Origin of the sequence: Klebsiella sp. PL-2018 (genome assembly GCF_019048985.1) — a bacterium.
GTDB lineage: Bacteria > Pseudomonadota > Gammaproteobacteria > Enterobacterales > Enterobacteriaceae > Klebsiella > Klebsiella michiganensis.
The window spans coordinates 3,155,406-3,180,888 of sequence record NZ_CP077673.1 but is presented as its reverse complement, the minus strand read 5'-3'; the positions used below and the strand labels follow the sequence as shown (position 1 = coordinate 3,180,888).

Below are 25,483 nucleotides of genomic sequence, written 5' to 3'. Positions count from 1 at the left end.
AGCGCCGAGGCGTTTGCCTGCTTTTGCCAGGTTGTTTGTCAGTTTTGCCAGTTACAAAAAATGCCTCCGCAGAGGCATGAAGATGGCGATAAAGATGGGCGAGTTTCTAATATTTACTCCGCAAAATCCCCCTGCTGGCGGGCCACCAGGGTCAGGATGGAGTAGAGCGCGACCGCCTGCTGGTGCTGGTTAAAAATCTCTACCGCCCACTCGACGACGCCGGTCGCTTTCTCCTCCGCGCTGCGCTGACGTTTCACCGTTTTGCGTTTGCAGGTCAGGCGTACCTGGATGGTATCGCCCGGCTTCACCGGCTCGATAAAGCGCAGATTTTCCATTCCGTAGTTGGCGATCACCGGGCCGACCCCGGCGTCAACAAATAGCCCGGCAGCGGCGGAAATCAGGAAATAGCCGTGCACCACGCGCTCGCCGAAAATCGACTCCGCGGCGGCAATCTTATCCATATGAGCGTAAAAGTGATCGCCGCTCAGGCAGGCGAAGTTGACGATATCCGCCTCGGTCAGGGTGCGGCGCGGCGTCAGCAGGCTGTCGCCCGGCTGGATCTCCTCGAAATATTTACGGAACGGGTGAATGCGGTCTTCCACCACCTGCGCGCCGCGCACCCACTGCTGGCCAATGGCGGCGAGCATCGTCGGGCTGCCCTGAACCGCGGTGCGCTGCATATAGTGCTTCACCGCCCGCAGGCCGCCCAGCTCTTCGCCGCCGCCGGCGCGCCCCGGGCCGCCGTGTACCAGCTGCGGCAGCGGGGAGCCGTGGCCGGTGGACTCTGCGGAAGACTCTTCGTTCAGTATCTGAATACGCCCGTGGGCGCGGGCGGCGCCGAGAATAAACGCCCGCGCCAGTTCGCCGCTGGCGGTCACCAGGGTTCCGGCCAGGCTACCTTCGCCGGCCCGCGCCAGGGTCATGGCGTGCTCAACGTTCTGATACGGCATCAGGGTGGCGACGGGACCAAACGCTTCAATAGCGTGTACCGCCGGGGTCTCGTCCGGCTGCGGGCAGTACAGCAGCGTTGGCGGGAAGAAGGCGCCGGCGGCGCTGAAATCGGCCTGGCCGCCCAGCAGCACGTCACATCCAGCGCCCACCAGACGGTTGACGTTATCCTGCACGTCCTGACGCTGTTCGTGGTTGACCAGCGCGCCCATCTTCACGCCTTCCTGCGCCGGGTCGCCGACCACCACTTTTTGCAGGCGCGCAATCAGCGCGTCGCTCACCGCTTTCACCTGCTCCTGCGGCACAATAATACGCCGGATGGCGGTGCACTTTTGCCCGGCCTTCGCCGTCATCTCTCGTACCACTTCGCGAATAAATAGCGCGAACTCCGGCTGCGCCGGCGTGACGTCGTCACCGAGTACGCAGCAGTTCAGCGAATCAGCTTCCATGGTGAAGGGAATGGACTTCGCGACCAGGTTGGGATGCACCCGCAGCTGCTGTCCGGTACGGGCCGAGCCGGTAAAGGTGACAACGTCCTGGCTATCGAGATGGTCGAGCAGATCGCCCGCGCCGCCGCAGATCAGGCTGATTGCCCCCTCCGGCACCAGCCCACTATCAACAATCATTTTGACCATCGCCTGCGTCAGCTGCGCGGTGGCGGTAGCCGGTTTGATGATGGCGGGCATACCGGCAAGCCAGGTGGGCGCCAGCTTTTCCAGCATGCCCCAGCAGGGGAAGTTAAAGGCGTTGATATGCACCGCCACGCCGGATTTTGACGTGAGCACGTGGCGGGCGGCGAAGCCTCCCTGTTTTGACAGCGGGATCGGCTCATCTTCCGGCCACAGGATATCGTCCGGCAGCTCGCGGCTGCCGAGACCGGCGTAGGTGAAAAGGGTGCCAATGCCCCCTTCGATATCTACCCAGCTATCGGCGCGGGTGGCGCCGGTTTCGGCGGAGATCGCGTACAGCTCTGCCTTCTGCTCCAGCAAATATCTGGCGAGCGCCTTCAGCATCGCGCTGCGCTCAATAAAGCTCATCGCCCCCAGCGCTTTGCCGCCGCGCTCAATCGCGAAGCGTCGCGCCTGCGCCATATCCAGACCCGCGCTGGTGACTTCCCATAGCGCTTCGCCGCTGATGGCGTGATGGATGGTACGCGCGTGGCCCCGGCCGGTCTGCCACGCGCCGGACAAGTAGCTGGCTAACTGCTGCATGGTTTATCTCCAGATGTGTTACGTGAAATATCTATAAATAGTTCTTTGGTGAATCATAAAAATCAAGCTCACATTTAATAATTTATTAACATTGTGATCGGTGATGTTCTGCGTTATTCACTTAATACCCTGTTAATAAGGGTTTTTACAAAAGCTTTTGCGGTCGCTATCACAAAAAGAACAAACAAAATTTGTGGTTTTATTTAACCTGAATGTAACTTTTATAAAACAAAGTGATTCGAAAATTATTTTTAATCGAATTTATTGGAATCATAAAGGTGATGACGTGACAGAAGAACAACGCTTTGACCAGCGCATCGCGCAGGAGACGGCCATCGAACCGCAGGACTGGATGCCGGAAGCCTACCGCAAAACGCTGATCCGCCAGATTGGTCAGCACGCGCACTCGGAAATCGTCGGCATGTTGCCGGAAGGCAACTGGATCACTCGCGCGCCGACCCTTAGGCGCAAAGCGATTCTGCTGGCGAAAGTGCAGGATGAAGCCGGGCATGGCCTGTACCTCTACAGCGCGGCGGAAACCCTCGGCTGCGCCCGCGAAGACCTGTATCAGAAGATGCTCGACGGCAAGATGAAGTACTCCTCCATTTTTAACTACCCGACCCTGAGCTGGGCGGATATCGGCGTGATTGGCTGGCTGGTGGACGGCGCGGCCATCGTCAATCAGGTGGCGCTGTGTCGCACCTCCTACGGACCCTACGCCCGGGCAATGGTCAAGATCTGCAAAGAGGAGAGCTTTCACCAGCGCCAGGGGTTTGAAGCCTGCATGGCGCTGGCGCAGGGCAGCGACGCGCAGCGGCAGATGCTGCAGGACGCCATCAACCGTTTCTGGTGGCCGGCGCTGATGATGTTCGGCCCGGGTGACGATAACTCGCCAAACAGCGCCCGCAGCATGGCGTGGAAAATCAAGCTCCACTCGAACGACGAACTGCGCCAGCGCTTTGTCGATAACACCATTCCGCAGGTGGAAATCCTCGGCATGACCGTACCCGACCCGGATTTGCGGCTGGATGAAACCAGCGGCCACTACCGCTTTGGCGCCATCGACTGGCACGAATTTAACGAAGTGATTGCCGGACGCGGGATCTGCAACCACGAACGCCTGGGCGCTAAACGCAAGGCATGGGAAGAGGGCGCGTGGGTGCGGGAAGCCGCGCTGGCGCATGCGCAAAAACAGCAGGCTCGCGACGCCGCGTAAGGAGAATGAAGATGAGCAAAAACTACTGGCCGTTATATGAAGTGTTCGTTCGCAGCAAACAGGGACTGTCGCACCGCCACGTCGGCAGTCTGCACGCCGCCGATGACCAGATGGCGCTGGAAAACGCCCGCGATGCCTATACCCGCCGCAGCGAAGGCTGTTCGATTTGGGTGGTGAAGGCCAGCGAAATCGTCGCCTCGCAGCCCGAAGAGCGCGGCGCATTTTTCGACCCGGCGGAGAGCAAAGTCTATCGTCATCCCACCTTCTACACCGTGCCCGACGGCATGGAACATATGTGAGGCCACGATGAAAAACGATAACCCCGTTGCCGCTTATGCCCTGCGCCTCGGCGATAACGGCCTGGTGCTGGCCCAGCGTCTGGGCGAGTGGTGCGGCCATGCGCCGGAGCTGGAGATCGATCTGGCGCTGGCCAATATCGGCCTCGACCTGCTGGGGCAGGCGCGCCATTTCCTCAGCTACGCCGCCGAACTGACCGGCAGCGGCGATGAAGATACCCTGGCCTTTGGCCGCGACGAGCGCCAGTTTTGCAATTTACTGCTGGTGGAGCAGCCAAACGGCAACTTCGCCGACACCCTCGCTCGCCAGTTTTTCATCGATGTCTGGCACGTGGCGCTGTTCAGCCGCCTGGTCGGCAGTCGCGATGCGCAGCTTGCCGCCATCGCCGCCAGGGCGCTGAAAGAGGTGCGCTACCACCAGCGCTTTAGCCGCGGCTGGCTGGAGCGCCTGGGCAACGGCACGGCGCTTTCCGCCCAGAGAATGCAGAGCGCGGTGGATAACCTGTGGCGCTTTACCGGCGAGCTGTTCCAGGCCGATGAGCTGGAAATTGAGCTGAGTGCGCAGGGCATCGCCGTCGACCCGCGCGAACTGCAGGCCGAATGGCAGAACGCGGTGCACACGGCGCTGATCGACGCCGGTTTGCAGATCCCGCAAGAAGCGGCTTTCCGCAGCGGCGGTAAGCAGGGGCTGCACAGCGAACATCTCGGGCCGCTGCTGGCGGAGATGCAGTATTTACAGCGCGCCTATCCCGGCCAGCAGTGGTAGCAGGGGGGAATTATGCAACGTCTGGTTGATATCGCGCCCCCGGAGGTCCACGCCGTCTGGGATCTGTTAGGCGCCATTGCCGATCCGGAAGTGCCGGTGCTGACCATTACCGACCTCGGCCTGGTGCGCAGCGTGGAGCGCCGCGGCGATGGCTGGGTGATTGGCTTCACGCCAACCTATTCGGGCTGCCCGGCCACCGAACATCTGCTGGGAGAAATCCGCGCGGCAATGACGGAAAACGGCTACGCGCCGGTGCATATCGTGCTGCAGCTTGACCCGCCGTGGACCACCGACTGGATGGGGCCGGACGCGCGTGAACGCCTGCGCCAGTACGGCATCAGTCCGCCGCAGGGCCATGCCTGCCATGCCCACATGCCGGAGGACGTGGTCTGCCCGCGCTGCGGCAGCCGCCACACCTCGCTGATTAGCGAATTCGGTTCCACGGCCTGCAAAGCGCTGTATCGCTGCGACAGCTGCCGGGAACCCTTTGATTACTTTAAATGTATTTGAGGTTGCGATGACGACATTTCATTCGCTTACCGTGGCGAAAGTGGAGCCGGAAACCCGCGATGCGGTCACCATCACCTTTGCCATTCCCGACGCGCTGCGTAATGCATACGCCTTCCGTCCGGGCCAGCATCTGACCCTGAAAGCGCGCCTTGGCGGGGAAGAGCTCAGGCGCTGCTACTCCATTTGCCGCAGCCGCTCGCCGGGTGAAATCAGCGTGGCGGTGAAGGCCATCGACGGCGGGCGCTTCTCGCGCTATGCCCAGAGCGACATTCAGCAAGGCATGGCGCTGGACGTGATGGTGCCGCAGGGACATTTCGGCTACCAGCCGCAGGCCGGGCGTTGCGCTGACTACCTGGCGATTGCCGCCGGCTCCGGCATTACGCCGATGATGGCGATTATCGACGCCACCCTCGCCACCGAAGTCGACAGCCGCTTCACGCTGGTTTACGGCAACCGCAGCAGCCACAGCATGATGTTCCGTCAGGCGCTGGCCGACCTGAAAGACCGCTATCCGCAGCGTCTGCAGGTGGTACACCTGTTCAGCCAGGAGTCGATGGACAGCGATCTGCTGCAGGGGCGCATCAACGGCGACAAGCTGCGCGAACTGGCCGCCCATCTGCTGGACTTCAGCCGCTTCGAGCACGCCTTTATCTGCGGCCCGGCGGCGATGATGGATGAAGCGGAGATCGCCCTGCGCGAGCTGGGCGTACCGGAGGACGCGATTCATCTGGAACGTTTTAATACCCCGGACAGCCGCGCCAGGCGGGCTACCGGCGTCCAGGCGGAGGGCCGCGCGGTCACGATTCGTCAGGACGGCCGCGACCGAATCATTGCCCTGAGCGCGGAGGATGACAGCATTCTTGACGCCGCGCTGCGCCAGGGGGCGGACCTGCCGTTTGCCTGCAAGGGGGGCGTCTGCGCCACCTGTAAATGCAAAGTGCTGCGCGGCGAGGTGGCGATGGCCGCTAACTACAGCCTTGAAGCCGACGAACTGGCGGCGGGCTACGTGCTGAGCTGTCAGGCGCTGCCCACCAGCGACGATGTGGTTGTCGACTTTGACGCGCGGGGGATGGCATGAGCGAACTGTTCATTGCTCGTCACGCGCGCGTACTGCAGCTGACGCTAAATCGCCCGCAGGCGCGCAACGCTTTGAATAACGCGCTGCTGACGCAGATCGCCGACGTGCTCGACGCGGCGGCGCTGGACCCGTCGGTCGGCGTCTGCGTCATCAGCGGTAACGAACGCTTCTTTGCCGCAGGGGCTGACCTGAACGAAATGGCGGAAAAAGATCTGCCCGCCACGCTCGATGATATTCGCCCGCGGCTGTGGGCGCGTATCGACGCCTTCAGTAAACCGCTGATCGCTTCGGTTAACGGCTATGCCCTCGGCGCCGGATGCGAGCTGGCGCTGCTCTGCGATCTGATTGTCGCCGGCGATAACGCCCGCTTCGGCCTGCCGGAAATCACCCTCGGCATGATGCCGGGCGCGGGCGGGACCCAGCGCCTGATCCGCTCCGTCGGTAAGGCGCTGGCCAGCCGGATGGTCTTGAGCGGCGAAAGCATTGATGCCCATCAGGCGCAGCGGGCGGGGCTGGTATGCGAGGTTTATCCGCCAGCGCTCACCGATGAATACGCGCTCGGCCTGGCGGCAACCGTGGCTCGCCACTCGCCGCTGGCGCTGCGCGCGGCTAAGCAGGCTTTGCGGCTGTCGCAGGAGGTGAGCCTGCAGGCCGGGCTTCAGCAGGAGCGCCAGCTGTTTACTTTGCTGAGCGCGACCGAAGATCGCCGCGAAGGCATCGACGCCTTTTTACATAAACGTACTGCGGAATTTAAAGGACGCTAATCGTGGAAGCTTTCATTCTCAGCGAAGTGGAACAGGGCGTGATGACGATTACCCTTAATCGCCCGGACCGTCTGAACAGTTTTAACGACCTGATGCACCAGCAGCTGGCGGCGTGCCTGAAACAGGCCGAACGCGACGACAGCATACGCTGCCTGCTGGTGACCGGCGCGGGGCGCGGTTTTTGCGCCGGGCAGGATTTAAATGACCGTAACGTCGACCCCAGCGGGCCGGCTCCGGATCTCGGGCTCTCGGTTGAGCGTTTCTACAACCCCCTGGTGCGCCGTCTGGCGGCGCTGCCGAAACCGGTGATTTGCGCGGTGAACGGCGTCGCGGCGGGCGCGGGGGCTACGCTGGCGATGGGCTGCGATATCGTGCTGGCGGCGCGTTCAGCGAAGTTCGTTATGGCGTTCAGCAAGCTTGGTCTGGTGCCGGACTGCGGCGGCAGCTGGTTTCTGCCGCGCGTGGCGGGGCGGGCGCGCGCGATGGGGCTGGCGCTGCTGGGCGATAGCCTGAGCGCGGAGCAGGCGGCGCAGTGGGGGATGATCTGGCAGGTGGTGGATGACGCCGAGCTGAAAGACACCAGCCTGGCGCTGGCCCGGCACCTGGCCGCCCAGCCGACCTATGGCCTCGGGCTGATTAAAAACGCGCTGCGGCTGGCGGAAACCCAGACCCTGGACCAGCAGCTTGACCTGGAGCGCGACTACCAGCGCCTGGCCGGACGCAGCGCGGACTATCGCGAAGGCGTCAGCGCTTTTCTGGCGAAGCGTCCACCTCACTTCAGCGGGAAATAGCCGATGAGCACAACGTTACCTACCGTCGCGGTGATAGGCAGCGGCACCATGGGCGCCGGCATTGCCGAAGTGGCCGCCGCCGCCGGGCATCCGGTACTGATTTACGACATCGCCCCTGAGGCGGTGGTTCGCGCCATCGACGGGATTCGCCAGCGGCTGGCCTCCCGCGTCAGCCGCGGCAAGCTGGCGGCGGAAAAGGCCGGGGCGCTGCTGTCGCGTCTGGCACCGGCTGAGGATCTGAGCGCTTTAGCCCGTGCGGAGTTGGTTATTGAAGCCGCCTCCGAGCGCCTGGACGTGAAAAAAGCGCTGTTCAAACAGCTGGCCGAAATCTGCTCCCCGTCAGCGCTGCTGGTCAGCAACACGTCGTCGATATCGATCACCGCCATCGCCGCGGGAATAAAACACCCGGAGCGGGTCGCCGGGCTGCACTTCTTTAACCCGGCCCCGGTAATGAAGCTGGTGGAAGTGGTCAGCGGCCTGGCCACCTCGGCGGAAGTCGTCGCACAGCTCTGCCAGCGGGTCAGCGACTGGGGAAAGCAGCCGGTTCGCTGCCGCTCAACGCCCGGCTTTATCGTCAACCGCGTGGCGCGGCCTTTTTATGCCGAAGCGTGGCGAGCGCTGGAGGAGCAGGTCGCCGCGCCGGAGGTGATTGACGCCGCCTTGCGCGACGGCGGCGGTTTTCCCATGGGGCCGCTGGCGCTGACCGACCTGATTGGCCAGGACGTCAACTTTGCGGTGACCTGTTCGGTATTTAACGCCTTCTGGCAGGACCGCCGCTATCTGCCGTCGCTGCTGCAGCAGGAGCTGGCGCTGGCCGGACGGCTGGGTAAAAAGAGCGGGCAGGGGGTCTACTGCTGGCCTGGCGAAGCGCAGCCTGAGCTGGCCTTGGCCGCCGTATCGGCAGAACGCGCAGCAAAGCGCATAAAACGTGACGTTGTCACCGATCTGGACGAGGTGCTGCTGCTGGAAACGACCGGTGAAACCGCCCTGGCGTTAAGCCTTCAGCACGGCCGCCCGGTGGTGGTCTACGACCATAGCGCAGGCGATACGGTGGTGCTGGCCAGCGCGGAAACCACCTCTCAGGCGGCGATCGATAAAGCGACTTTCTATTTTCAGCAGCAGGGCAAAAAGGTGCTGCAGATCGCCGACTATCCCGGCCTGCTGGTGTGGCGGACGGTGGCGATGCTGGTTAACGAAGCGCTGGACGCGCTGCAGAAGGGCGTCGCCAGCGCGGAGGATATCGATACCGCCATGCGTCTGGGCGTCAACTACCCGCGCGGCCCGCTGGCGTGGGGTGAATCACTTGGCTGGGGCCGGGTGCTGCGGCTGCTGGAAAACCTGCAGCAGCACTACGGCGAAGAGCGCTATCGCCCCTGTTCCCTGCTGCGCCAGAAGGCGCTGATGGAGAGACATCATGAGCAATGAAGCCTGGCACAACGCCCGCGCGATGTACGAGAACGATAACTGTGCGAAAGCGCTGGGAATTGAAATTATCGAGATGGACCAGGGCTACGCGCAGATGACCATGGCGATCACCCCGAACATGCTCAACGGCCACCATACCTGCCACGGCGGACAGCTGTTTTCGCTCGCCGATACCGCATTCGCCTACGCCTGCAACAGCCAGGGGCTGGCGGCGGTCGCGTCGGCGGCGAGCATCGATTTTCTGCGTCCGGCCTTTGTCGGCGAGCTGCTGACCGCGACGGCGAGAGTTAAGCATCAGGGCAAGCTGACCGGGGTCTATGACATAGAAATTGTTAACCAACAGCAAAAAGTTGTCGCTCTGTTCCGCGGTAAATCGCACCGCATCGGCGGCACAATCACAGGAGAAGTCTGATGCGCGACGCCTTTATTTGTGACGGGATCCGCACGCCGATTGGCCGCTACGGCGGGGCGCTGGCCAGCGTGCGCGCCGACGACCTCGCCGCCATCCCGCTGCGCGAACTGCTGAGCCGTAACCCGAAGTTCGATCCGGCATCGATTGATGATGTGATTCTCGGCTGCGCCAACCAGGCCGGCGAAGACAACCGCAACGTGGCCCATATGGCGACGCTACTGGCGGGCTATCCGCACACCGTACCCGGCACCACCATTAACCGTCTGTGCGGCTCCGGTCTCGACGCTATCGGCTTCGCCGCACGCGCCATCAAAGCCGGAGAGGCGGATCTGATGATCGCCGGCGGCGTCGAGTCCATGTCGCGCGCACCGTTTGTGATGGCCAAAGCCAGCGCCCCCTGGCAGCGCCAGGCCGAGCTGTTTGATACCACCATCGGCTGGCGTTTTGTGAACCCGCTCATGCAGCAGCGATTTGGCACTGACAGCATGCCGGAAACGGCGGAGAATGTAGCTGAATTGTTAAATATCAGCCGCGCCGATCAGGACGCTTTCGCTTTCCGCAGCCAGCAGCGGACGGCTCAGGCCCAGCGCGACGGTATTCTGGCGCAGGAGATCGTACCGGTAAACGTTGTCGACAGGAAAGGAGCGGTAAACGTCGTGCGCGACGACGAGCATCCGCGGGCGGACACCACCATTGAACAGCTTTCGCGGCTAAAAACGCCGTTCCGTCAGGGTGGCGTAGTGACCGCGGGAAATGCCTCCGGCGTCAACGACGGCGCCGCGGCGCTGATTATCGCCAGCTCGCAGCAGGCCATCGTCCAGGGGCTGACGCCCCGGGCGCGTATTGTGGCGATGGCGACGGCGGGCGTCGAGCCGAAGCTGATGGGGCTTGGACCGGTACCGGCGGTACGTAAAGCGCTGGAGCGCGCCGGGCTGAGTATAAACGATATGGATCTGATTGAGCTGAATGAAGCCTTCGCCGCCCAGGCGCTGGGCGTGCTCAGACAGCTGGGGCTGGCGGATGATGCCCCGCATGTTAACCCCAACGGCGGCGCCATCGCCTTAGGCCATCCGTTGGGAATGAGCGGCGCCCGGCTGGCATTAAGCGCCAGCCTGGAGCTGCAGCGCCGCGGCGGGCGCTATGCGCTGTGTACGATGTGTATTGGCGTGGGTCAGGGCATTGCCATGATCCTTGAGCGAGTGTGAGCGAATCTACCTGCGAGTACCCTACAAAATGACAACGATAACTCAATTAGACCCGATTGAAACCGCATCGCGCGACGAGCTACAGGCCCTGCAAACCCAGCGTCTGAAGTGGACCCTTAAGCATGCGTATGAGAACGTGCCGATGTATCGCCGTAAATTTGACGCGGCGGGCATTCATCCTGACGATTTTCACGAACTGAGCGATCTGAGCAAGTTTCCCTGCACCACCAAGCAGGATCTGCGCGACAACTACCCCTTTGATACCTTTGCGGTGCCGATGGAGCAGGTGGTGCGTATCCACGCGTCTTCGGGCACCACCGGCAAACCGACGGTGGTGGGCTATACGCAAAACGATATTGATAACTGGGCCAATATTGTCGCCCGCTCCCTGCGCGCGGCGGGCGGGACGGCAAAAGACAAAATTCATGTCGCCTACGGCTATGGTCTGTTTACCGGCGGGCTGGGCGCCCACTACGGTGCGGAACGTTTAGGCGCGACGGTCATTCCCATGTCCGGCGGGCAGACTGAAAAACAGGCGCAGCTGATCCGCGATTTTAAGCCGGATATGATTATGGTGACGCCGTCCTACTGTCTGAACCTGATTGAAGAGCTGGAGCGCCAGATGGGCGGCGACGCCAGCGGCTGCTCCCTGCGGGTGGGCGTGTTCGGCGCGGAGCCGTGGACCCATGCGATGCGGGCGGAAATCGAGCGTCGTCTGGGGATTTCGGCGCTGGATATCTATGGCCTGTCGGAGGTGATGGGGCCGGGGGTGGCGATGGAGTGTCTGGAAACCGCCGACGGTCCGACGATCTGGGAGGATCACTTCTACCCTGAAGTGGTGAATCCGGACACCGGTACGCCGCTGGCGGACGGCGAACACGGCGAGCTGCTGTTCACCACCCTGACCAAAGAAGCGCTGCCGGTGATCCGCTACCGCACCCGCGACCTGACGCGACTGCTGCCGGGCACCGCCCGCACCATGCGCCGGATGGATCGCATCAGCGGGCGCAGCGACGATATGCTGATTATCCGCGGCGTGAACGTCTTCCCGTCGCAGCTGGAAGAGGAGATCCTCAAGTTCGAACATCTGGCGCCGCACTATCAGCTGGAAGTCAACCGCCGGGGCCATCTTGATTCACTTTCGGTGCGCGTGGAGCTAAAAGAGAGCGGTCTGGCGCTGAACCACGAGCAGCGCTGTCAGATTTGCCACCAGCTGCGCCACCGGATCAAGTCGATGGTGGGGATTTCGACCGATATCAGCATTGTTAACTGCGGCAGCATTCCGCGCTCCGAGGGTAAGGCCTGCCGCGTGTTCGATCTGCGCAAGGTGGCTGCTAACGGATAACGCATTCTCCCGGAGGCGGTGCTGCGCACCTGTCCGGGCTACCCGATGCCGTAACTCCCGTAGCCCGGGTAAGGCGTTTACGCCGCGACCCGGAGAGTGTGCCGGGGCTGATATATCAGCTCAGCTTCTTCCCGGCTCGCGCTGCGCTTAGCCGGGCTACGAATTCACCGTCGTCTGCGGGCGGGTAGCCCGGGTAAGGCGTTTACGCCGCGACCCGGGGAGTGTGCCGGGGCTGATGTATCAGCTCGGCCTCTTCCCGGCTCGCGCTGCGCTTAGCCGGGCTACGAATTCACCGTTGTCTGCGGGCGGGTAGCCCGGGTAAGGCGTTTACGCCGCGACCCGGGGAGTGTGCCGGGGTTGATGTATCAGCTCAGCTTCTTCCCGGCTCGCGCTGCGCTTAGCCGGGCTACAAATTCACCGTCTTCTGTGGGCCGGTAGCCCGGGTAAGGCGTTTACGCCGCGACCCGGGGAATGTGCCGGGGCTGATGTATCAGCTCGGCCTGTTCCCGGCTCGCGCTGCGCTTAGCCGGGCTACGAATTCACCGCCGTCTGCGGGGCGGTAGCCCGGGTAAGGCGTTTACGCCGCGACCCGGGGAGTGTGCCGGGGTTGATGAATCAGCTCTGCCTCTTCCCGGCTCGCGCTGCGCTTAGCCGGGCTACGTGTTCACCGTCGTCTGCGGGTCGGTAGCCCGGGTAAGGCGTTTACGCCGCGACCCGGGGAGTGTGCCGGGGCTGATGTATCAGCTCGGCCTCTTCCCGGCTCGCGCTGCGCTTAGCCGGGCTACGTATTCACCGTCGTCTGCGGGCCGGTAGCCCGGGTAAGGCGTTTACGCCGCGACCCGGGGAGTGTGCCGGGGTTGATGTATCAGCTCAGCTTCTTCCCGGCTCGCGCTGCGCTTAGCCGGGCTACAAATTCACCGTCTTCTGTGGGCCGGTAGCCCGGGTAAGGCGTTTACGCCGCGACCCGGGGAGTGTGCCGGGGCTGATGTATCAGCTCGGCCTCTTCCCGGCTCGCGCTGCGCTTAGCCGGGCTACGTATTCACCGTCGTCTGCGGTCCGGTAGCCCGGGTAAGGCGTTTACGCCGCGACCCGGGGAGTGTGCCGGGGTTGATGTATCAGCTCAGCTTCTTCCCGGCTCGCGCTGCGCTTAGCCGGGCTACGTGTTCACCGTCGTCTGCGGGTCGGTAGCCCGGGTAAGGCGTTTACGCCGCGACCCGGGGAGTGTGCCGGGGCTGATGTATCAGCTCTGCTTCTTCCCGGCTCGCGCTGCGCTTAGCCGGGCTACGTATTCACCGTCGTCTGCGGGCCGGTAGCCCGGACAGGTGCGCCAGCACCGCCTCCGGGATTTCCTGTGCTATGATTCAAAAAGGACAAAAATCACAACAGAATGAATCAGATGAGTAAACTCGACACCTTTATTCAACAGGCCGTCGCCGCGATGCCCATTAGCGGGACCTCGCTTATTGCTTCTTTATACGGCGACGCCTTGCTCCAGCGCGGCGGAGAGGTCTGGCTCGGCAGCGTGGCGGCGCTGCTGGAAGGGCTCGGATTCGGCGAACGATTCGTGCGTACCGCGCTGTTCCGCCTGAATAAAGAAGAGTGGCTCAATGTGGTGCGCATTGGCCGCCGCAGCTTCTACCGCCTCAGCGACAAAGGCCTGCGCCTGACCCGCCGGGCGGAGCATAAAATCTATCGCGCCAGCGCCCCGGAGTGGGACGGTACCTGGCTGCTGCTGCTGTCGGAAGGGCTGGAGAAGAGCACTCTGGCGGAAGTCAAAAAACAGCTGCTGTGGCAGGGATTTGGCGCGCTGGCGCCGAGCCTGCTGGCTTCGCCATCGCAGAAGCTGGCGGACGTGCAATCTCTGCTGCACGAAGCGGGCGTAGCGGAGAATGTTATCTGCTTCGAAGCGCATTCCCCGCTGGCGCTCTCCCGGGCGGCGCTGCGCGATCGCGTTGAAGAGTGTTGGCATCTCACCGAGCAGAACGCGATGTATGACGCGTTTATCACCCTGTTTCGACCGCTGCTGCCGCTGCTTCGCGACTGCGAGCCCGCGGAGCTGACGCCTGAACGCTGCTTTCAAATTCAGCTCCTGCTGATTCACTTCTATCGCCGGGTGGTGCTGAAAGATCCGCTGCTGCCCGAAGAACTGCTCCCCGCGCACTGGGCCGGACAAACCGCGCGCCAGCTGTGCATCAATATTTATCAACGCGTTGCGCCCGGCGCGCTGGCGTTTGTCGGCGAGAAGGGCGAAAGCTCGGTGGGGGAACTTCCCGCGCCGGGGCCGCTCTATTTCCAGCGCTTCGGCGGGCTGTCGGGCGTATAAGGAGGCACCATGCCCATTTATCAGATTGACGGTATGACGCCGGTTGTACCGGACGAAAGCTATGTTCATCCCACCGCCGTGCTGATTGGCGACGTGATCCTCGGCAAAGGGGTCTACGTCGGCCCTAACGCCAGCCTGCGCGGCGATTTTGGCCGTATCGTGGTGAAAGATGGCGCTAACATCCAGGATAACTGCGTGATGCACGGCTTTCCCGGCCAGGATACGGTGGTGGAAGAAGAGGGGCATATCGGCCACGGCGCGATTCTGCACGGCTGCACCATCGGCCGCAACGCGCTGGTGGGGATGAGCGCGGTGATTATTGACGGGGCCAGGATTGGGGAAAACAGCATCGTCGGCGCTTCGGCCTTTGTGAAAGCCAACGCCGAAATGCCCGCCAACCATCTGATTGTCGGCAGTCCGGCAAAAGCCATTCGTACATTAAGCGAACAGGAGCTGGCCTGGAAGAAGCAGGGGACGCGGGAGTATCAGGTGCTGGTGGAGCGCTGCAAACAGACGCTGCATCAGGTGGAACCGCTCAAAGAAGCAGAGCCGGACAGAAAGCGGCTGATCTTTGACGAGAATTTGCGGCCGAAATCATCATCCTGAGGGGAAAATCATGGCAGAGAAATTATCCGCTCAGTGCCACTGCGGCGCGGTGGCGTTTACCGTTGAGCTTAGCGATGGTTTCAACACCGTTCGCCGCTGTAACTGTTCATATTGCCGGATGCGTGGGGCGGTTGCGGTCTCCGCGCCGCTTTCAGGAATAGAGGTGGTGCGCGGACGGGATAACCTCACGGAGTATCGTTTTAATACCGGTCAAGCCGTGCACTTTTTCTGCTCGGTATGCGGGATCTACACCTTTCATCAGCGGCGTTCAAACCCGCAGCAGTACGGCGTGAATGTGGCCTGCATTGACGGCGTGTCGCCCTTCGATTTTCCCTGCGTGGAGGTCAACGACGGCGTGAATCATCCGCAAGATGGCGGCGGTGGCGTGGTGGGGTATTTGCGCTACGAGAAAAAGTGAAACTCTCCTCCCGCCGGGAAGCGGGAGGAGTCAACTCTTATGCGGCTACAACGCTGTCGATAGCGGCTTTCGCATCAGACTGCGCTTTCGCTGCGACTTCCGGGCCGTAGGCGATGCCTTCAGCAAACACGAAGTTCACATCGGTAATGCCGATAAAGCCGAGGAAGGTGGAGAGGTAAGGGGTCACCAGATCGGTCGGGGTATCTTTATGGATACCGCCGCGGCTGGTGACGACAACCGCACGTTTACCTTTCACCAGACCTTCCGGCCCTTTCTCGGTGTAGCGGAAGGTCACGCCAGCGCGCGCCACCAGGTCGAAGTAGTTTTTCAGCTGGGTCGGGATGTTGAAGTTGTACATCGGCGCCGCGATAACAATCACGTCGTTCGCCTGCAGTTCAGCGATCAGTTCGTCAGAAAGCGCCAGCGCTTCCTGCTGACGCGGCGTCAGCGGCGCGTCGCTCGGACGCAGAGCGCCAACCAGCTCGCCGTCCAGTACCGGAATTGGGTTTGCAGCCAGGTCGCGCACGGTGATAACGTCTTCCGCGTGCTTTTCACGCCATTGTTCAACAAAATAGTCGGACAGCTGACCAGATTGCGAGTACCCTGCCAGAATACTGGATTTCAGAACTAATACTTTGCTCATGGGTGTTTCCTTTTTTAATGTGATTGACGGGCCGATGCCCTGGTGCTTGTTGACACTCTATTCACAATCATGCCACAGAGAAAGCGCAATAAATCGAACTCTGTATTCAGTTTTTTTGAACAAGGCACGAAATGCGCGGATGTGGTACTCTAACGCAATACTTCAAAAGAGATTTTTCCCGGCAGTGCGCTGCCCGATAACGCTATGACAGAACAACAAAAAATGACCTTCTCATCGCTCTTTGAACGGCTTGATGGCCTGATGCTGCGCGATAAGTCGCGCTTCGCCCGTCGCCTGCACGGCGTGAAGAAGGTTAAAAATCCTGATGCCCAACAGGCCATTCTTCAGGAGATGGCGCAAGAAATTGAACAGGCGGCAGGGAGAGTCCTGCTGCGCGAAGCCGCGCGGCCGGCGATCGCTTATCCGGAAAACCTGCCGGTTAGCCAGAAAAAACAGGAGATTCTCGAAGCCGTTCGCGATCACCAGGTGGTAATTGTGGCGGGGGAAACCGGGTCGGGGAAAACCACCCAGCTGCCAAAAATTTGTATGGAGCTGGGGCGCGGCGTTAAAGGCTTAATTGGCCATACGCAGCCGCGTCGCCTGGCCGCGCGTACCGTCGCCAACCGTATCGCCGAAGAGCTGCAAACGGAGCCCGGCGGCTGCATCGGCTATAAAGTCCGCTTTAGCGACCACGTCAGCGATAACACCATGGTTAAGCTGATGACCGACGGTATTCTGCTGGCGGAAATCCAGCAGGACCGGCTGCTGATGCAGTATGACACCATCATTATCGATGAAGCGCACGAACGCAGCCTCAATATCGACTTCCTGCTCGGTTATTTGCGGGAACTGCTGCCCCGTCGCCCGGATCTGAAAATTATTATCACCTCGGCGACCATCGATCCGGAACGCTTCTCGCGCCACTTTAACAACGCCCCGATTATCGAAGTGTCCGGGCGCACTTACCCGGTAGAAGTGCGCTATCGACCCATCGTTGAAGACGCCGACGACACCGAGCGCGATCAGCTGCAGGCGATTTTCGACGCCGTTGATGAGCTCGGGCGTGAAAGCCCCGGCGATATCCTCATTTTTATGAGCGGCGAGCGCGAAATTCGCGATACCGCCGATGCGCTCAATAAGCTGAATCTGCGCCATACCGAAGTGCTGCCGCTGTATGCGCGACTGTCCAACAGCGAACAGAATCGCGTGTTCCAGGCCCACAGCGGGCGGCGGATAGTGCTGGCCACCAACGTCGCGGAAACCTCGCTGACCGTGCCGGGCATCAAGTACGTTATCGATCCAGGCACCGCGCGTATCAGCCGCTACAGCTTCCGGACCAAAGTACAGCGCCTGCCGATTGAGCCGGTTTCCCAGGCGTCGGCTAACCAGCGCAAGGGCCGCTGCGGCCGCGTCTCCGAAGGGATCTGTATTCGTCTTTATTCTGAAGACGACTTCCTGTCGCGTCCGGAGTTTACCGACCCGGAGATTCTGCGCACCAACCTGGCGTCGGTTATTCTGCAAATGACCGCGCTCGGGCTCGGCGATATTGCCGCGTTCCCGTTCGTTGAAGCGCCGGACAAACGCAATATTCAGGACGGCGTGCGCCTGCTGGAAGAGCTGGGAGCGATTACCACTGACGAACAGCAGACCGCCTATAAGCTGACGCCGATGGGCCGCCAGCTGAGCCAGCTACCGGTGGACCCGCGTCTGGCGCGCATGGTGCTGGAAGCGCAAAAACACGGCTGCGTGCGCGAGGCGATGATTATCACCTCGGCGCTCTCTATTCAGGATCCGCGCGAGCGGCCAATGGACAAGCAGCAGGCGTCCGACGAGAAACACCGCCGCTTCCACGACAAAGAGTCCGACTTCCTGGCGTTCGTCAACCTGTGGAACTACCTGGGCGAGCAGCAAAAAGCGCTCTCCTCGAACCAGTTCCGCCGCCAGTGCCGGGTCGATTTTCTCAACTACCTGCGCGTGCGCGAGTGGCAGGATATCTACACCCAGCTGCGTCAGGTGGTCAAAGAGCTCGGCCTGCCGGTCAATAGCGAGCCGGCGGAGTATCGCGAAATTCACACCGCGCTGCTGACCGGTCTGCTGTCGCACATCGGTATGAAAGACGCCGACAAGCAGGAGTTTACCGGCGCGCGCAACGCCCGCTTCTCCATCTTCCCCGGATCGGGGCTGTTTAAAAAGCCGCCGAAATGGACGATGGTCGCCGAACTGGTGGAAACCAGCCGCCTGTGGGGGCGCATCGCCGCGCGCATTGAGCCGGAGTGGGTCGAGCCGGTGGCGCAGCATCTGATCAAACGCTCGTACAGCGAACCCCACTGGGAGCGCGGGCAGGGCGCGGTGATGGCGACGGAGAAGGTGACCGTTTACGGCCTGCCGATTGTCGCTGCCCGCAAGGTCAACTACAGCCAGATTGACCCGGCGCTATGCCGCGAGCTGTTTATTCGTCACGCGCTGGTGGAGGGCGACTGGCAGACTCGCCACGCTTTCTTCCGCGAAAACCTGAAGCTGCGCAACGAAATTGAAGAGCTGGAGCATAAATCGCGCCGTCGCGACATTCTCGTCGATGACGAAACGCTGTTTGAGTTCTACGACCAGCGCATCAGCCATGACGTCATCTCCGCGCGCCACTTTGATAAATGGTGGAAGCAGGCCAGCCGCGAGACGCCGGATCTGCTCAACTTTGAAAAGAGCATGCTGATTAAGGAAGGCGCGGAGCAGGTCAGCAAGCTCGACTATCCGAACTTCTGGCATCAGGGCAACCTCAAGCTGCGTCTGACCTATCAGTTCGAGCCGGGCGCCGACGCCGACGGCGTGACGGTGCATATTCCGCTGCCGCTGCTCAACCAGGTGGAAGAGGCCGGGTTTGAGTGGCAGATCCCGGGGCTGCGCCGGGAGCTGGTTATCGCCCTGATTAAATCGCTGCCGAAGCCGGTGCGCCGCAATTTTGTCCCGGCGCCAAACTACGCGGAAGCGTTTCTCGGTCGCGCGACGCCGCTGGAGCTGCCGCTGCTGGATTCACTGGAGCGCGAGCTGCGGCGGATGACCGGCGTGACTATCGACCGCGAGGCCTGGCAATGGGATCAGGTGCCCGATCACCTGAAAATCACTTTCCGGGTGGTGGACGAGAAAAACAAGAAGCTGCAGGAAGGGCGTTCGCTGCAGGATCTGAAAGAAGCGCTGAAAGGTAAGGTGCAGGAGACGCTGTCCGCGGTCGCCGATGACGGTATCGAGCAGAGCGGGCTGCATATCTGGAGCTTTGGCCGGCTTCCGGAGAGCTACGAGCAGAAGCGCGGCAACTACAAAGTTAAGGCCTGGCCGGCGCTGGTGGACGAACGCGACAGCGTGGCCATCAAGCTGTTTGATAATCCGCTGGAGCAGCAGCAGGAGATGTGGCGCGGCCTGCGCCGCCTGCTGCTGCTGAATATCCCGTCGCCGATAAAGTATCTGCACGAAAAGCTGCCGAATAAAGCCAAGCTGGGGCTCTATTTCAACCCCTACGGTAAAGTGCTGGATCTGATCGATGACTGCATCGCCTGCGGCGTGGATAAGCTGATTGACGAAGCGGGCGGCCCGGTATGGAGCGAAGAGGGCTTTGCCGCGCTGCATGAAAAGGTGCGCGCCGAGCTGAACGAGACGGTTGTGGACATTGCCAAACAGGTCGAACAGATCCTGACCGCGGTCTTTAACGTCAACAAACGCCTGAAAGGGCGCGTGGATATGACCATGGCGCTGGGGCTGTCGGATATCAAATCGCAGATGAGCGGGCTGGTGTATCGCGGTTTCGTCACCGGTAACGGCTTCCGCCGCCTTGGAGACACGCTGCGCTATCTGCAGGCGATTGAAAAACGGCTGGAGAAAATGGCCATCGATCCGCACCGCGACCGCGCGCAGATGCTTAAAGTGGAGAGCATCCAGCAGGCGTGGCAGCAGTGGCTGAATAAGCTGCCGCCTCAGCGCCGTCAGGATGACGACGTGCAGGAGATCCGCTGGATGATTGAAGAGCTGCGCGTCAGCCTGTTCGCCCAGCAGCTCGGCACGCCGTATCCGATTTCCGACAAGCGGGTACTGCAGGCAATGGAGCAGATTACGGCCTAGGCCGAAGCTTTCCCCGGTGGCGCAGGCTGCCGGGGAAGGCGGATAGCGTCAGGCGTTCACCCACGCGAGGGTGAACCCATCCCAGCCTTTGCTGCCCACGGTTTGCAGGGCCGTGACCGTCAGTCGCGGGTCGCTGCCCATCATGTCGATAAACGCTCTGACGCCCTGCACCCGCTCATCCGCGCTATCCGGATTCGTCACTTCGCCATCGCGCACCACGTTATCGCCCACAATCACTGTCCCCGGACGGGAATAGCGTAACGCCCAGCGCAGATAGTGGGGATTATTGGGCTTATCCGCATCGATAAAAATGAGATCGAACGGCGGGCGCTCTCCCAGCGTTTCGAGGCTGGCCAGCGCCGGGCCTTCCAGCACCGCAACGCGATCGTCCACGCCCGCCAGGCGCAGGTTCTCGCGGGCGACGGCGGCATGATGCGCGTCGGCCTCCAGGGTAAGTAATTCGCCATCGGCGGGCAATTCTCGGGCCATCCAGATGGTGCTGTAGCCGCCGAGCGTGCCAATCTCGAGGATGCGTCTGGCGCCCGTCATGCGCACCAGCAGGGCCAGAAACTGCCCCTGATTAGCGGCAACGTCAATAGCCGGAAGCCCGGCGCGCTGGTTATTCTCCAGAACCTGGCTGAGTAGCGGATCGGTGGGGATTAACGCTGTCACGAGATAATTATCTACTGCCGACCACTGTTGTTGCATGTCAGGTTTCCCGTATTACATCCCTGATGAATCAGACCAGCCGCCTCCCAGCGACCGGTACAAATCAACTTGCGCCAGCAGCAGGTTGTTTTTCACCTGTACCACGCTGAGCTGGGTGGAAAACAGCGTGCGCTGGGCGTCCAGCACGTCCAGATAGGAGGAGTAGCCGTTGCGATAGCGGTTTTGCGCGATGCGCAGCGTCTCCTGGGCCACCTTCTCCTGCGCCTGCAGCTCCGCCAGCTGCTCGCCGTAGCGGCCGATGGCATCGAGACTGTCATTCACCTCTTTAAACGCGCCGCGTACCGTTTTCTCATAGCTAAACAGCGCCTGATTGCGCTGGGCCATCGAAACGTCCACCTGGGCATTCAGCGCCTGGCGGTTGAGCAGCGGCGCCAGAATGCTGCCGCCGAGGCTCCATAAGCGTAGCGGATTATCCAGCAGGTCGGGCAGGGTGCGATCCTGCAGGCTGCCGGTGGCGGTAAGGTTAATGGACGGCAGCAGCTGCGCCTGCGATGACGCCAGGGTGGCGTCGGCGGCCACCAGCTGACGCTGGGCCTGAACGATATCCGGTCGGCGGTTGAGCAGGGTTGACGGCAGCTGGGAAGGTAGCGATAGCGGCGACAGCTGCGCGAACGCGTTGCGCTTAACGGCGTCCGGATTGGCGCCGAGCAGAAGGCTGAGCGCATTTTCCTGCTGGGCGATTTGGTGGCGCAGCGGCGGAATTTGCGCGCGCGTGGAGCGCAGTTCGGAGTCCGCCTGCATCAGCTCCAGGCGTGAGGTATAGCCCGTCTCAAACTGGCGCTTCGCCAGGTTGAAGGCATCTTCGCGCGATTTTAACGTTTGCTGCGTCACCCGCAGCTGTTCATCCAGCGAGAGCAGGGTGATATAGCCGGCCGCTACCGAAGAGGCGACGGTCAGATTCGCCGCTGCGGCAGCCGCCTTTTGCGCCTCCAGGCTGGCTTGCGCCGCGCTGGCGGCGCTGCGGTTTACTCCCCAGAGATCAACATCGTAGCTGGCGGTTAGCGCGCCTTTATACACCGTACTGTGGACCGGCAGGCCGGTAGCGGCCGACTGTGACCGCGCGCGGGTGCCGGTCAATCCGGCGTCAAGGGAGGGAAACAGGCTGCTATCGGCGGCGTAAGCCCGCGCCTGGTACTCGTTGACCCGTTCGCGGGCTATCAGCACGTCGCTGTTGTAGCGCAGCGCCTGGTCAACGTAGAGATTGAGCGTACTGTCGTGGAAGTTGCGCCACCACACGCCCTCAACCGGGCTGGAGGGGCCGACATCCGCCCGCCAGGCGGCGGGGATCTGCAGCCCGGGCGCGGCCCGTTGAACGTCGGCGGACTGGCAGCCGGCCAGCGCAAGCATAACGGCGAGAGCGAGCGGACGGATCATTGCTGCTCCTCCGCACGGGTATCGATGGTGACCTGCACCGACATGCCCGGCCGCAGGCGCTGGCCGTTTTTCTGCCCCTCATCAACGGCGATGCGTACCGGAATGCGCTGGGCGATTTTGACAAAGTTACCGGTGGCGTTATCCGGCGAAATAGCGCTGAACTCCACGCCGGTCGCCGGGGAGATGCTCTGCACCGTACCGGTGAATTTCTCGCTGTTCAGCGCATCCACGGTAAAGGTCACCGGCTGTCCGACGCGCACCTGGGCCAGCTGGGTCTCTTTCAGGTTAGCGATCAGCCAGTGCTGCGGCGGCACCAGCGAGGTCAAATGCGTCCCGGCGGTCACGTATGCGCCAAGGCGAACGGAGATTTGCCCAAGCTGACCGTCCGTCGGCGCGATAATACGGGTGTTTTGCAGGTCTATCTGCGCCAGCTCCAGCGCGGCTTTCGCATTGGCGACGTCGGCGAGCAGCGAGTCACGATTAACGATGGTTGATTGCAAATCCTGACGCGACATCTCCAGCGTTGCTTTGGCCTGCTCGATATCCGCGGTGCCCTGCGCCGCGCTGGCGCGGGCGGAATCGCGTTCGCGAATCGATAGCGAGCCGTCGACGGTCAGCTCCTGAACGCGTTTTAAATCCGCCTGGGTTTTCAGATTCTGCGCGCGGGCGTTTTGCAGCGCCGCTTCGTTACGGGTGATGACCGCTTCGGCGCTTTTACGCTGCTGCTGATTGTTCTTCAGCGCCGCCTCTTTCATCGCCAGCTGAGCTTCCGCCTGATGGACGCGCTGCTTATAGATGCGGTCGTCGATTTGAAACAGCACGTCGCCGGCTTTCACCTGATTAAAATCCTGGACCTTAACCTCGGTGATATAGCCGTTGACCTGTGGGCTGATAAACGTGGTTTGCCCGCGAACGTAGGCGTTATCGGTAAACTGGCTTTCTCGGGTAAACGGCGGCAGCTGCCAGGCGTAGAGAATAACCAGTACGCCAACGATGCCAATGGCGGCGGCGGTAAAAATAGAGACGATGCGAATATTATTTCGGGTATTGGCCTGCTGTTTGGCCGCATCCTGCTGACTCATAATAACTCCAGAGTGAAAATTTTTATTTGCTTCCCGTCGCGCGCTTCAGCGCGATACGAGCGGTAATACGTAATCTTATTAAGCGCCAGAAAACCCATACCAGCGTGGCGGCTGAAATCGCCGCCGTCAGCAGATAGGTATCATTGTAAGCGAGAATATTGGCCTGCAGGGTGGCGGCGTTTTGCAGCAGCGTGGTGGCCTGAACGTTGAGCAACGTGCTGTCGCCAATCTGGTTTTGATACATCTGGCTGTACTGCTGCAAGCGCTCGGTAATCAGCGGATTGAGCGTGGTGAGCTGGTCGGCGAGCTGGCTGGAGTGAAACTTCTCCCGCCAGGTCTGAAAGGTGCCGAGAATAGCGGAACCCAGCAGGCCGCCGATATTCTGGCTCATGCCGAACAGCACCGAGAAGCTCACCAGGTTGCGCTGGTCGGCAATGACGCCGCCAATCCCCGCCAGCATCGCCGGGGCGAGGAAAAAGGCGCTGCCGAAGCCCAGCAGAAACTGGCTGAACATCAGCTGCTCCGGTCGCGTGAGGATCGTCGACTGGCTGTCGAGCAGCGAGGCAACCATAATCAACGCCAGCGCCGTGGCGGTGGGCCAGTAGAGGCGCTGCGGGTTGAGCGTCAGGCAGCTGGCGACGATGCCGCAGACGATCCCGGCAAAAATTGACCATGCCAGGTTGGTCATCTGTTCATTCTGCAAACCGACGTACTGCAGCCAGCCGATAACGCCGGTATTCTGCTCCGCCAGCACGATGCGGATCAGCAGCATAATCAGCCCGAGGCGCAGAATACTGCCGCTGGAGAGCCATTTGATATTGAGCAGCGGGTTGCTGCGGTTATGCTCAAAGGCAATCGCGGAGACAATCAGCACCACCGCGCCCGCCAGCGCCCAGCCGATCCACGGCGCTTCAAACCACCAGTCCAGTCGTCCCAGCGACAGCACCGCGGTGACCAGCGCCATCCCCGGCGCCAGCAGGAAGAAGGTGATGAAGTCTTTCTTCTCAAACACCTTTTTACGATCGCTTGGCGGCAGCTTGAGGGCGATCACGCAGGCCAGCGACACCAGCGCCAGCCCCAGCTCAAAGAAGTACAGCCCGCGCCACTCGTCGATTTGCAGCAGCTCGGTTGAGAACAGGCGCGCCAGCGGGATCGCCAGAGATGAACCGGTGATGCCGATGGTCAGCGCTTTGAGCCGATGGCGGGCGGGCCAGGCCTGCACCTGATAATAAATCCCCAGCGAGCTTAGCGCTGCGGCCACCATGCCGTGGGCGGCGCGCACCATCAGCGCTGAACTGAGGTCGTTGACGAACAGGTGGAAAAAGGTCACCAGCACGTAGAGAACGAGAAAACCCTCGGTAAAAGCGCGCAGGCCGAACTGCTGGCGAAACTTCACCAGCAGCAGGTTGATGGAGACGTTGGTCATCACGTAGACCGCCGGGAGCCAGGCAATCTCGGTTGACCAGGCGGCAAAGGTACCCTGTAACAGCTGAAGATTGGCGGTCACCACCGCGTTGCCGAGCGCGCCCGTCAGGCAGACCAGCAGCCCGACGATCCCGTAGGCAATACGTTTTGGCGTACTGTGGATGGGGGTCGACGGCGAGCCGAGGATCGCCGGTTTTTCGTGCGGGGCCCAGTCGTGAGGAACATAGGGATTAGCGTGACGACGCGGCATTATTTTTTCTCAACCTCGCGCAGCAGCTTCTCCAGTACCCGTTGCGTCTGCCGCTGCTCTTCGGGGGTAATGGCGGTAAGGATCTCCTCCCGCAAATCATCGGCCACCGTTTTCACCTGCTGATACACCTCAAGGCCTTTGGCGGTAGCGATCAGCAGTCGTTTACGCTTGTCGCGTTCGGTTTTCACCCGCTCGACCAGACCGAGATCGACCAGCCGGTTGAGCAGCGGTACGAGGGTTGCGCTTTCGACGCCCAGCTCCTGGGCCAGTTCGCTTTGCGATAGCGGCTTTTCGTTGCGCGCGATGGCGGAAACGGCGACCCAGCTGGCCTGGCTCATGCCGAGGTCCTTGAGCCGACGGTTGACCGCCAGGCGCCAGTGGTGGGCGGTCAGATATAAAAGATGGGAAAAGTTAAGCTGTCGGTTATCCATAGGTCAGTCTGCAATATCGTTAGAGCTCTAATGATTTTTGCCTGACCAGAACGAGAATTCAAGCCTGATTGATAAAAACAGGTTAACGGTATGTGCGTTTATTGTGGAAGATGCTTTGGGAGGGGGGA

Annotated in this window: 22 protein-coding genes; 15 read left to right on the top strand and 7 right to left on the bottom strand. The window is 61.5% G+C overall.

What is annotated here, in order from left to right:
* Positions 1-113 precede the first annotated feature (113 nt).
* Positions 114-2,159 (bottom strand): phenylacetic acid degradation bifunctional protein PaaZ, encoded by a 2,046-nt coding sequence (gene paaZ / locus MKleb_RS14765; RefSeq protein WP_025107927.1) that lies wholly within the window; start codon positions 2,157-2,159, stop codon positions 114-116.
* Positions 2,160-2,445: 286 nt separating this feature from the next.
* Between paaZ and paaA the strand changes: the two genes are divergently transcribed.
* From paaA to MKleb_RS14695, 14 genes are all read left to right on the top strand, one after another.
* Positions 2,446-3,375: a 1,2-phenylacetyl-CoA epoxidase subunit PaaA gene (paaA, locus tag MKleb_RS14760; protein ID WP_025107926.1), complete on the top strand. Its 930-nt coding sequence runs from the start codon at positions 2,446-2,448 to the stop codon at positions 3,373-3,375.
* 11 nt (positions 3,376-3,386) lie between these two features.
* Positions 3,387-3,674, top strand: coding sequence for a 1,2-phenylacetyl-CoA epoxidase subunit PaaB (gene paaB, locus MKleb_RS14755; protein WP_004850493.1), 288 nt, complete (start codon positions 3,387-3,389; stop codon positions 3,672-3,674).
* 7 nt (positions 3,675-3,681) lie between these two features.
* On the top strand, positions 3,682-4,437 hold the full coding sequence (gene paaC, locus MKleb_RS14750) for a 1,2-phenylacetyl-CoA epoxidase subunit PaaC (protein WP_025107925.1): 756 nt from the start codon (positions 3,682-3,684) through the stop codon (positions 4,435-4,437).
* 12 nt (positions 4,438-4,449) lie between these two features.
* Positions 4,450-4,947, top strand: coding sequence for a 1,2-phenylacetyl-CoA epoxidase subunit PaaD (gene paaD, locus MKleb_RS14745; protein WP_014229182.1), 498 nt, complete (start codon positions 4,450-4,452; stop codon positions 4,945-4,947).
* A gap of 7 nt (positions 4,948-4,954) precedes the next feature.
* Positions 4,955-6,025 (top strand): 1,2-phenylacetyl-CoA epoxidase subunit PaaE, encoded by a 1,071-nt coding sequence (gene paaE / locus MKleb_RS14740; RefSeq protein WP_046877271.1) that lies wholly within the window; start codon positions 4,955-4,957, stop codon positions 6,023-6,025.
* On the top strand, positions 6,022-6,789 hold the full coding sequence (paaF, locus tag MKleb_RS14735) for a 2,3-dehydroadipyl-CoA hydratase PaaF (protein ID WP_025107923.1): 768 nt from the start codon (positions 6,022-6,024) through the stop codon (positions 6,787-6,789). The genes paaE and paaF overlap by 4 nt, the downstream gene beginning before the upstream one ends.
* Positions 6,790-6,791: 2 nt before the next feature.
* Positions 6,792-7,580, top strand: a complete 789-nt coding sequence (paaG, locus tag MKleb_RS14730) for a 2-(1,2-epoxy-1,2-dihydrophenyl)acetyl-CoA isomerase PaaG (protein WP_025107922.1) — start codon at positions 6,792-6,794, stop codon at positions 7,578-7,580.
* 3 nt (positions 7,581-7,583) lie between these two features.
* On the top strand, positions 7,584-9,005 hold the full coding sequence (locus MKleb_RS14725) for a 3-hydroxyacyl-CoA dehydrogenase (protein ID WP_025107921.1): 1,422 nt from the start codon (positions 7,584-7,586) through the stop codon (positions 9,003-9,005).
* Positions 8,995-9,417: a hydroxyphenylacetyl-CoA thioesterase PaaI gene (gene paaI / locus MKleb_RS14720; RefSeq protein ID WP_025107920.1), complete on the top strand. Its 423-nt coding sequence runs from the start codon at positions 8,995-8,997 to the stop codon at positions 9,415-9,417. Before MKleb_RS14725 ends, paaI begins: the two co-directional genes overlap by 11 nt.
* Positions 9,417-10,622: a 3-oxoadipyl-CoA thiolase gene (gene pcaF, locus MKleb_RS14715; protein WP_025107919.1), complete on the top strand. Its 1,206-nt coding sequence runs from the start codon at positions 9,417-9,419 to the stop codon at positions 10,620-10,622. The genes paaI and pcaF overlap by 1 nt, the downstream gene beginning before the upstream one ends.
* 28 nt (positions 10,623-10,650) lie before the next feature.
* Positions 10,651-11,967 carry a phenylacetate--CoA ligase PaaK gene (paaK, locus tag MKleb_RS14710; protein ID WP_004850513.1) on the top strand — a complete coding sequence of 439 codons (1,317 nt, stop codon included), beginning with the start codon at positions 10,651-10,653 and terminating at the stop codon, positions 11,965-11,967.
* A 1,396-nt stretch (positions 11,968-13,363) separates the two neighbouring features.
* Positions 13,364-14,290 carry a phenylacetic acid degradation operon negative regulatory protein PaaX gene (paaX, locus tag MKleb_RS14705; RefSeq protein ID WP_025107918.1) on the top strand — a complete coding sequence of 309 codons (927 nt, stop codon included), beginning with the start codon at positions 13,364-13,366 and terminating at the stop codon, positions 14,288-14,290.
* Positions 14,291-14,299: 9 nt separating this feature from the next.
* Positions 14,300-14,896: a phenylacetic acid degradation protein PaaY gene (gene paaY / locus MKleb_RS14700; protein ID WP_014229191.1), complete on the top strand. Its 597-nt coding sequence runs from the start codon at positions 14,300-14,302 to the stop codon at positions 14,894-14,896.
* 7 nt (positions 14,897-14,903) lie between these two features.
* Entirely contained in the window at positions 14,904-15,314 is a 411-nt protein-coding gene (locus MKleb_RS14695) for a GFA family protein (RefSeq protein WP_025107917.1), read from the top strand.
* Between the two features lie 37 nt (positions 15,315-15,351).
* Here the strand turns inward: MKleb_RS14695 and azoR are convergent, their stop codons facing one another.
* Positions 15,352-15,957 (bottom strand): FMN-dependent NADH-azoreductase, encoded by a 606-nt coding sequence (gene azoR, locus MKleb_RS14690; protein ID WP_014229193.1) that lies wholly within the window; start codon positions 15,955-15,957, stop codon positions 15,352-15,354.
* A gap of 204 nt (positions 15,958-16,161) precedes the next feature.
* Here azoR and hrpA point away from each other — a divergent pair, with 204 nt between their 5' ends.
* On the top strand, positions 16,162-20,064 hold the full coding sequence (gene hrpA, locus MKleb_RS14685; RefSeq protein WP_025107916.1) for an ATP-dependent RNA helicase HrpA: 3,903 nt from the start codon (positions 16,162-16,164) through the stop codon (positions 20,062-20,064).
* A gap of 48 nt (positions 20,065-20,112) precedes the next feature.
* Here the strand turns inward: hrpA and MKleb_RS14680 are convergent, their stop codons facing one another.
* From MKleb_RS14680 to MKleb_RS14660, 5 genes are read right to left on the bottom strand one after another with little or no spacing between them, the layout of a single operon-like run.
* Entirely contained in the window at positions 20,113-20,772 is a 660-nt protein-coding gene (locus MKleb_RS14680) for an O-methyltransferase (RefSeq protein WP_014229195.1), read from the bottom strand.
* A 15-nt stretch (positions 20,773-20,787) separates the two neighbouring features.
* Positions 20,788-22,167, bottom strand: coding sequence for an efflux transporter outer membrane subunit (locus tag MKleb_RS14675; RefSeq protein WP_025107915.1), 1,380 nt, complete (start codon positions 22,165-22,167; stop codon positions 20,788-20,790).
* Complete coding sequence (locus tag MKleb_RS14670) at positions 22,164-23,249, bottom strand: HlyD family secretion protein (RefSeq protein ID WP_025107914.1); 1,086 nt, start codon at positions 23,247-23,249, stop codon at positions 22,164-22,166. Before MKleb_RS14670 ends, MKleb_RS14675 begins: the two co-directional genes overlap by 4 nt.
* Positions 23,250-23,271: 22 nt before the next feature.
* Positions 23,272-24,924, bottom strand: a complete 1,653-nt coding sequence (locus MKleb_RS14665) for an MFS transporter (protein WP_025107913.1) — start codon at positions 24,922-24,924, stop codon at positions 23,272-23,274.
* Complete coding sequence (locus MKleb_RS14660) at positions 24,924-25,355, bottom strand: MarR family winged helix-turn-helix transcriptional regulator (protein WP_014229199.1); 432 nt, start codon at positions 25,353-25,355, stop codon at positions 24,924-24,926. The genes MKleb_RS14665 and MKleb_RS14660 overlap by 1 nt, the downstream gene beginning before the upstream one ends.
* Positions 25,356-25,483: the final 128 nt, after the last annotated feature.

Coding starts and splice junctions, on each gene's coding strand:
- paaE (WP_046877271.1), top strand. CDS start 4,955: ATGACGACATTTCATTCGCTTACCGTGGCGAAAGTGGAGCCGGAAACC.
- MKleb_RS14665 (WP_025107913.1), bottom strand. CDS start 24,924: ATGCCGCGTCGTCACGCTAATCCCTATGTTCCTCACGACTGGGCCCCG.
- hrpA (WP_025107916.1), top strand. CDS start 16,162: ATGACAGAACAACAAAAAATGACCTTCTCATCGCTCTTTGAACGGCTT.
- paaD (WP_014229182.1), top strand. CDS start 4,450: ATGCAACGTCTGGTTGATATCGCGCCCCCGGAGGTCCACGCCGTCTGG.
- MKleb_RS14725 (WP_025107921.1), top strand. CDS start 7,584: ATGAGCACAACGTTACCTACCGTCGCGGTGATAGGCAGCGGCACCATG.
- paaX (WP_025107918.1), top strand. CDS start 13,364: ATGAGTAAACTCGACACCTTTATTCAACAGGCCGTCGCCGCGATGCCC.
- paaZ (WP_025107927.1), bottom strand. CDS start 2,159: ATGCAGCAGTTAGCCAGCTACTTGTCCGGCGCGTGGCAGACCGGCCGG.
- azoR (WP_014229193.1), bottom strand. CDS start 15,957: ATGAGCAAAGTATTAGTTCTGAAATCCAGTATTCTGGCAGGGTACTCG.
- MKleb_RS14675 (WP_025107915.1), bottom strand. CDS start 22,167: ATGATCCGTCCGCTCGCTCTCGCCGTTATGCTTGCGCTGGCCGGCTGC.
- pcaF (WP_025107919.1), top strand. CDS start 9,417: ATGCGCGACGCCTTTATTTGTGACGGGATCCGCACGCCGATTGGCCGC.
- paaF (WP_025107923.1), top strand. CDS start 6,022: ATGAGCGAACTGTTCATTGCTCGTCACGCGCGCGTACTGCAGCTGACG.
- paaK (WP_004850513.1), top strand. CDS start 10,651: ATGACAACGATAACTCAATTAGACCCGATTGAAACCGCATCGCGCGAC.
- paaI (WP_025107920.1), top strand. CDS start 8,995: ATGAGCAATGAAGCCTGGCACAACGCCCGCGCGATGTACGAGAACGAT.
- paaC (WP_025107925.1), top strand. CDS start 3,682: ATGAAAAACGATAACCCCGTTGCCGCTTATGCCCTGCGCCTCGGCGAT.
- MKleb_RS14680 (WP_014229195.1), bottom strand. CDS start 20,772: ATGCAACAACAGTGGTCGGCAGTAGATAATTATCTCGTGACAGCGTTA.
- MKleb_RS14660 (WP_014229199.1), bottom strand. CDS start 25,355: ATGGATAACCGACAGCTTAACTTTTCCCATCTTTTATATCTGACCGCC.
- paaY (WP_014229191.1), top strand. CDS start 14,300: ATGCCCATTTATCAGATTGACGGTATGACGCCGGTTGTACCGGACGAA.
- paaB (WP_004850493.1), top strand. CDS start 3,387: ATGAGCAAAAACTACTGGCCGTTATATGAAGTGTTCGTTCGCAGCAAA.
- MKleb_RS14670 (WP_025107914.1), bottom strand. CDS start 23,249: ATGAGTCAGCAGGATGCGGCCAAACAGCAGGCCAATACCCGAAATAAT.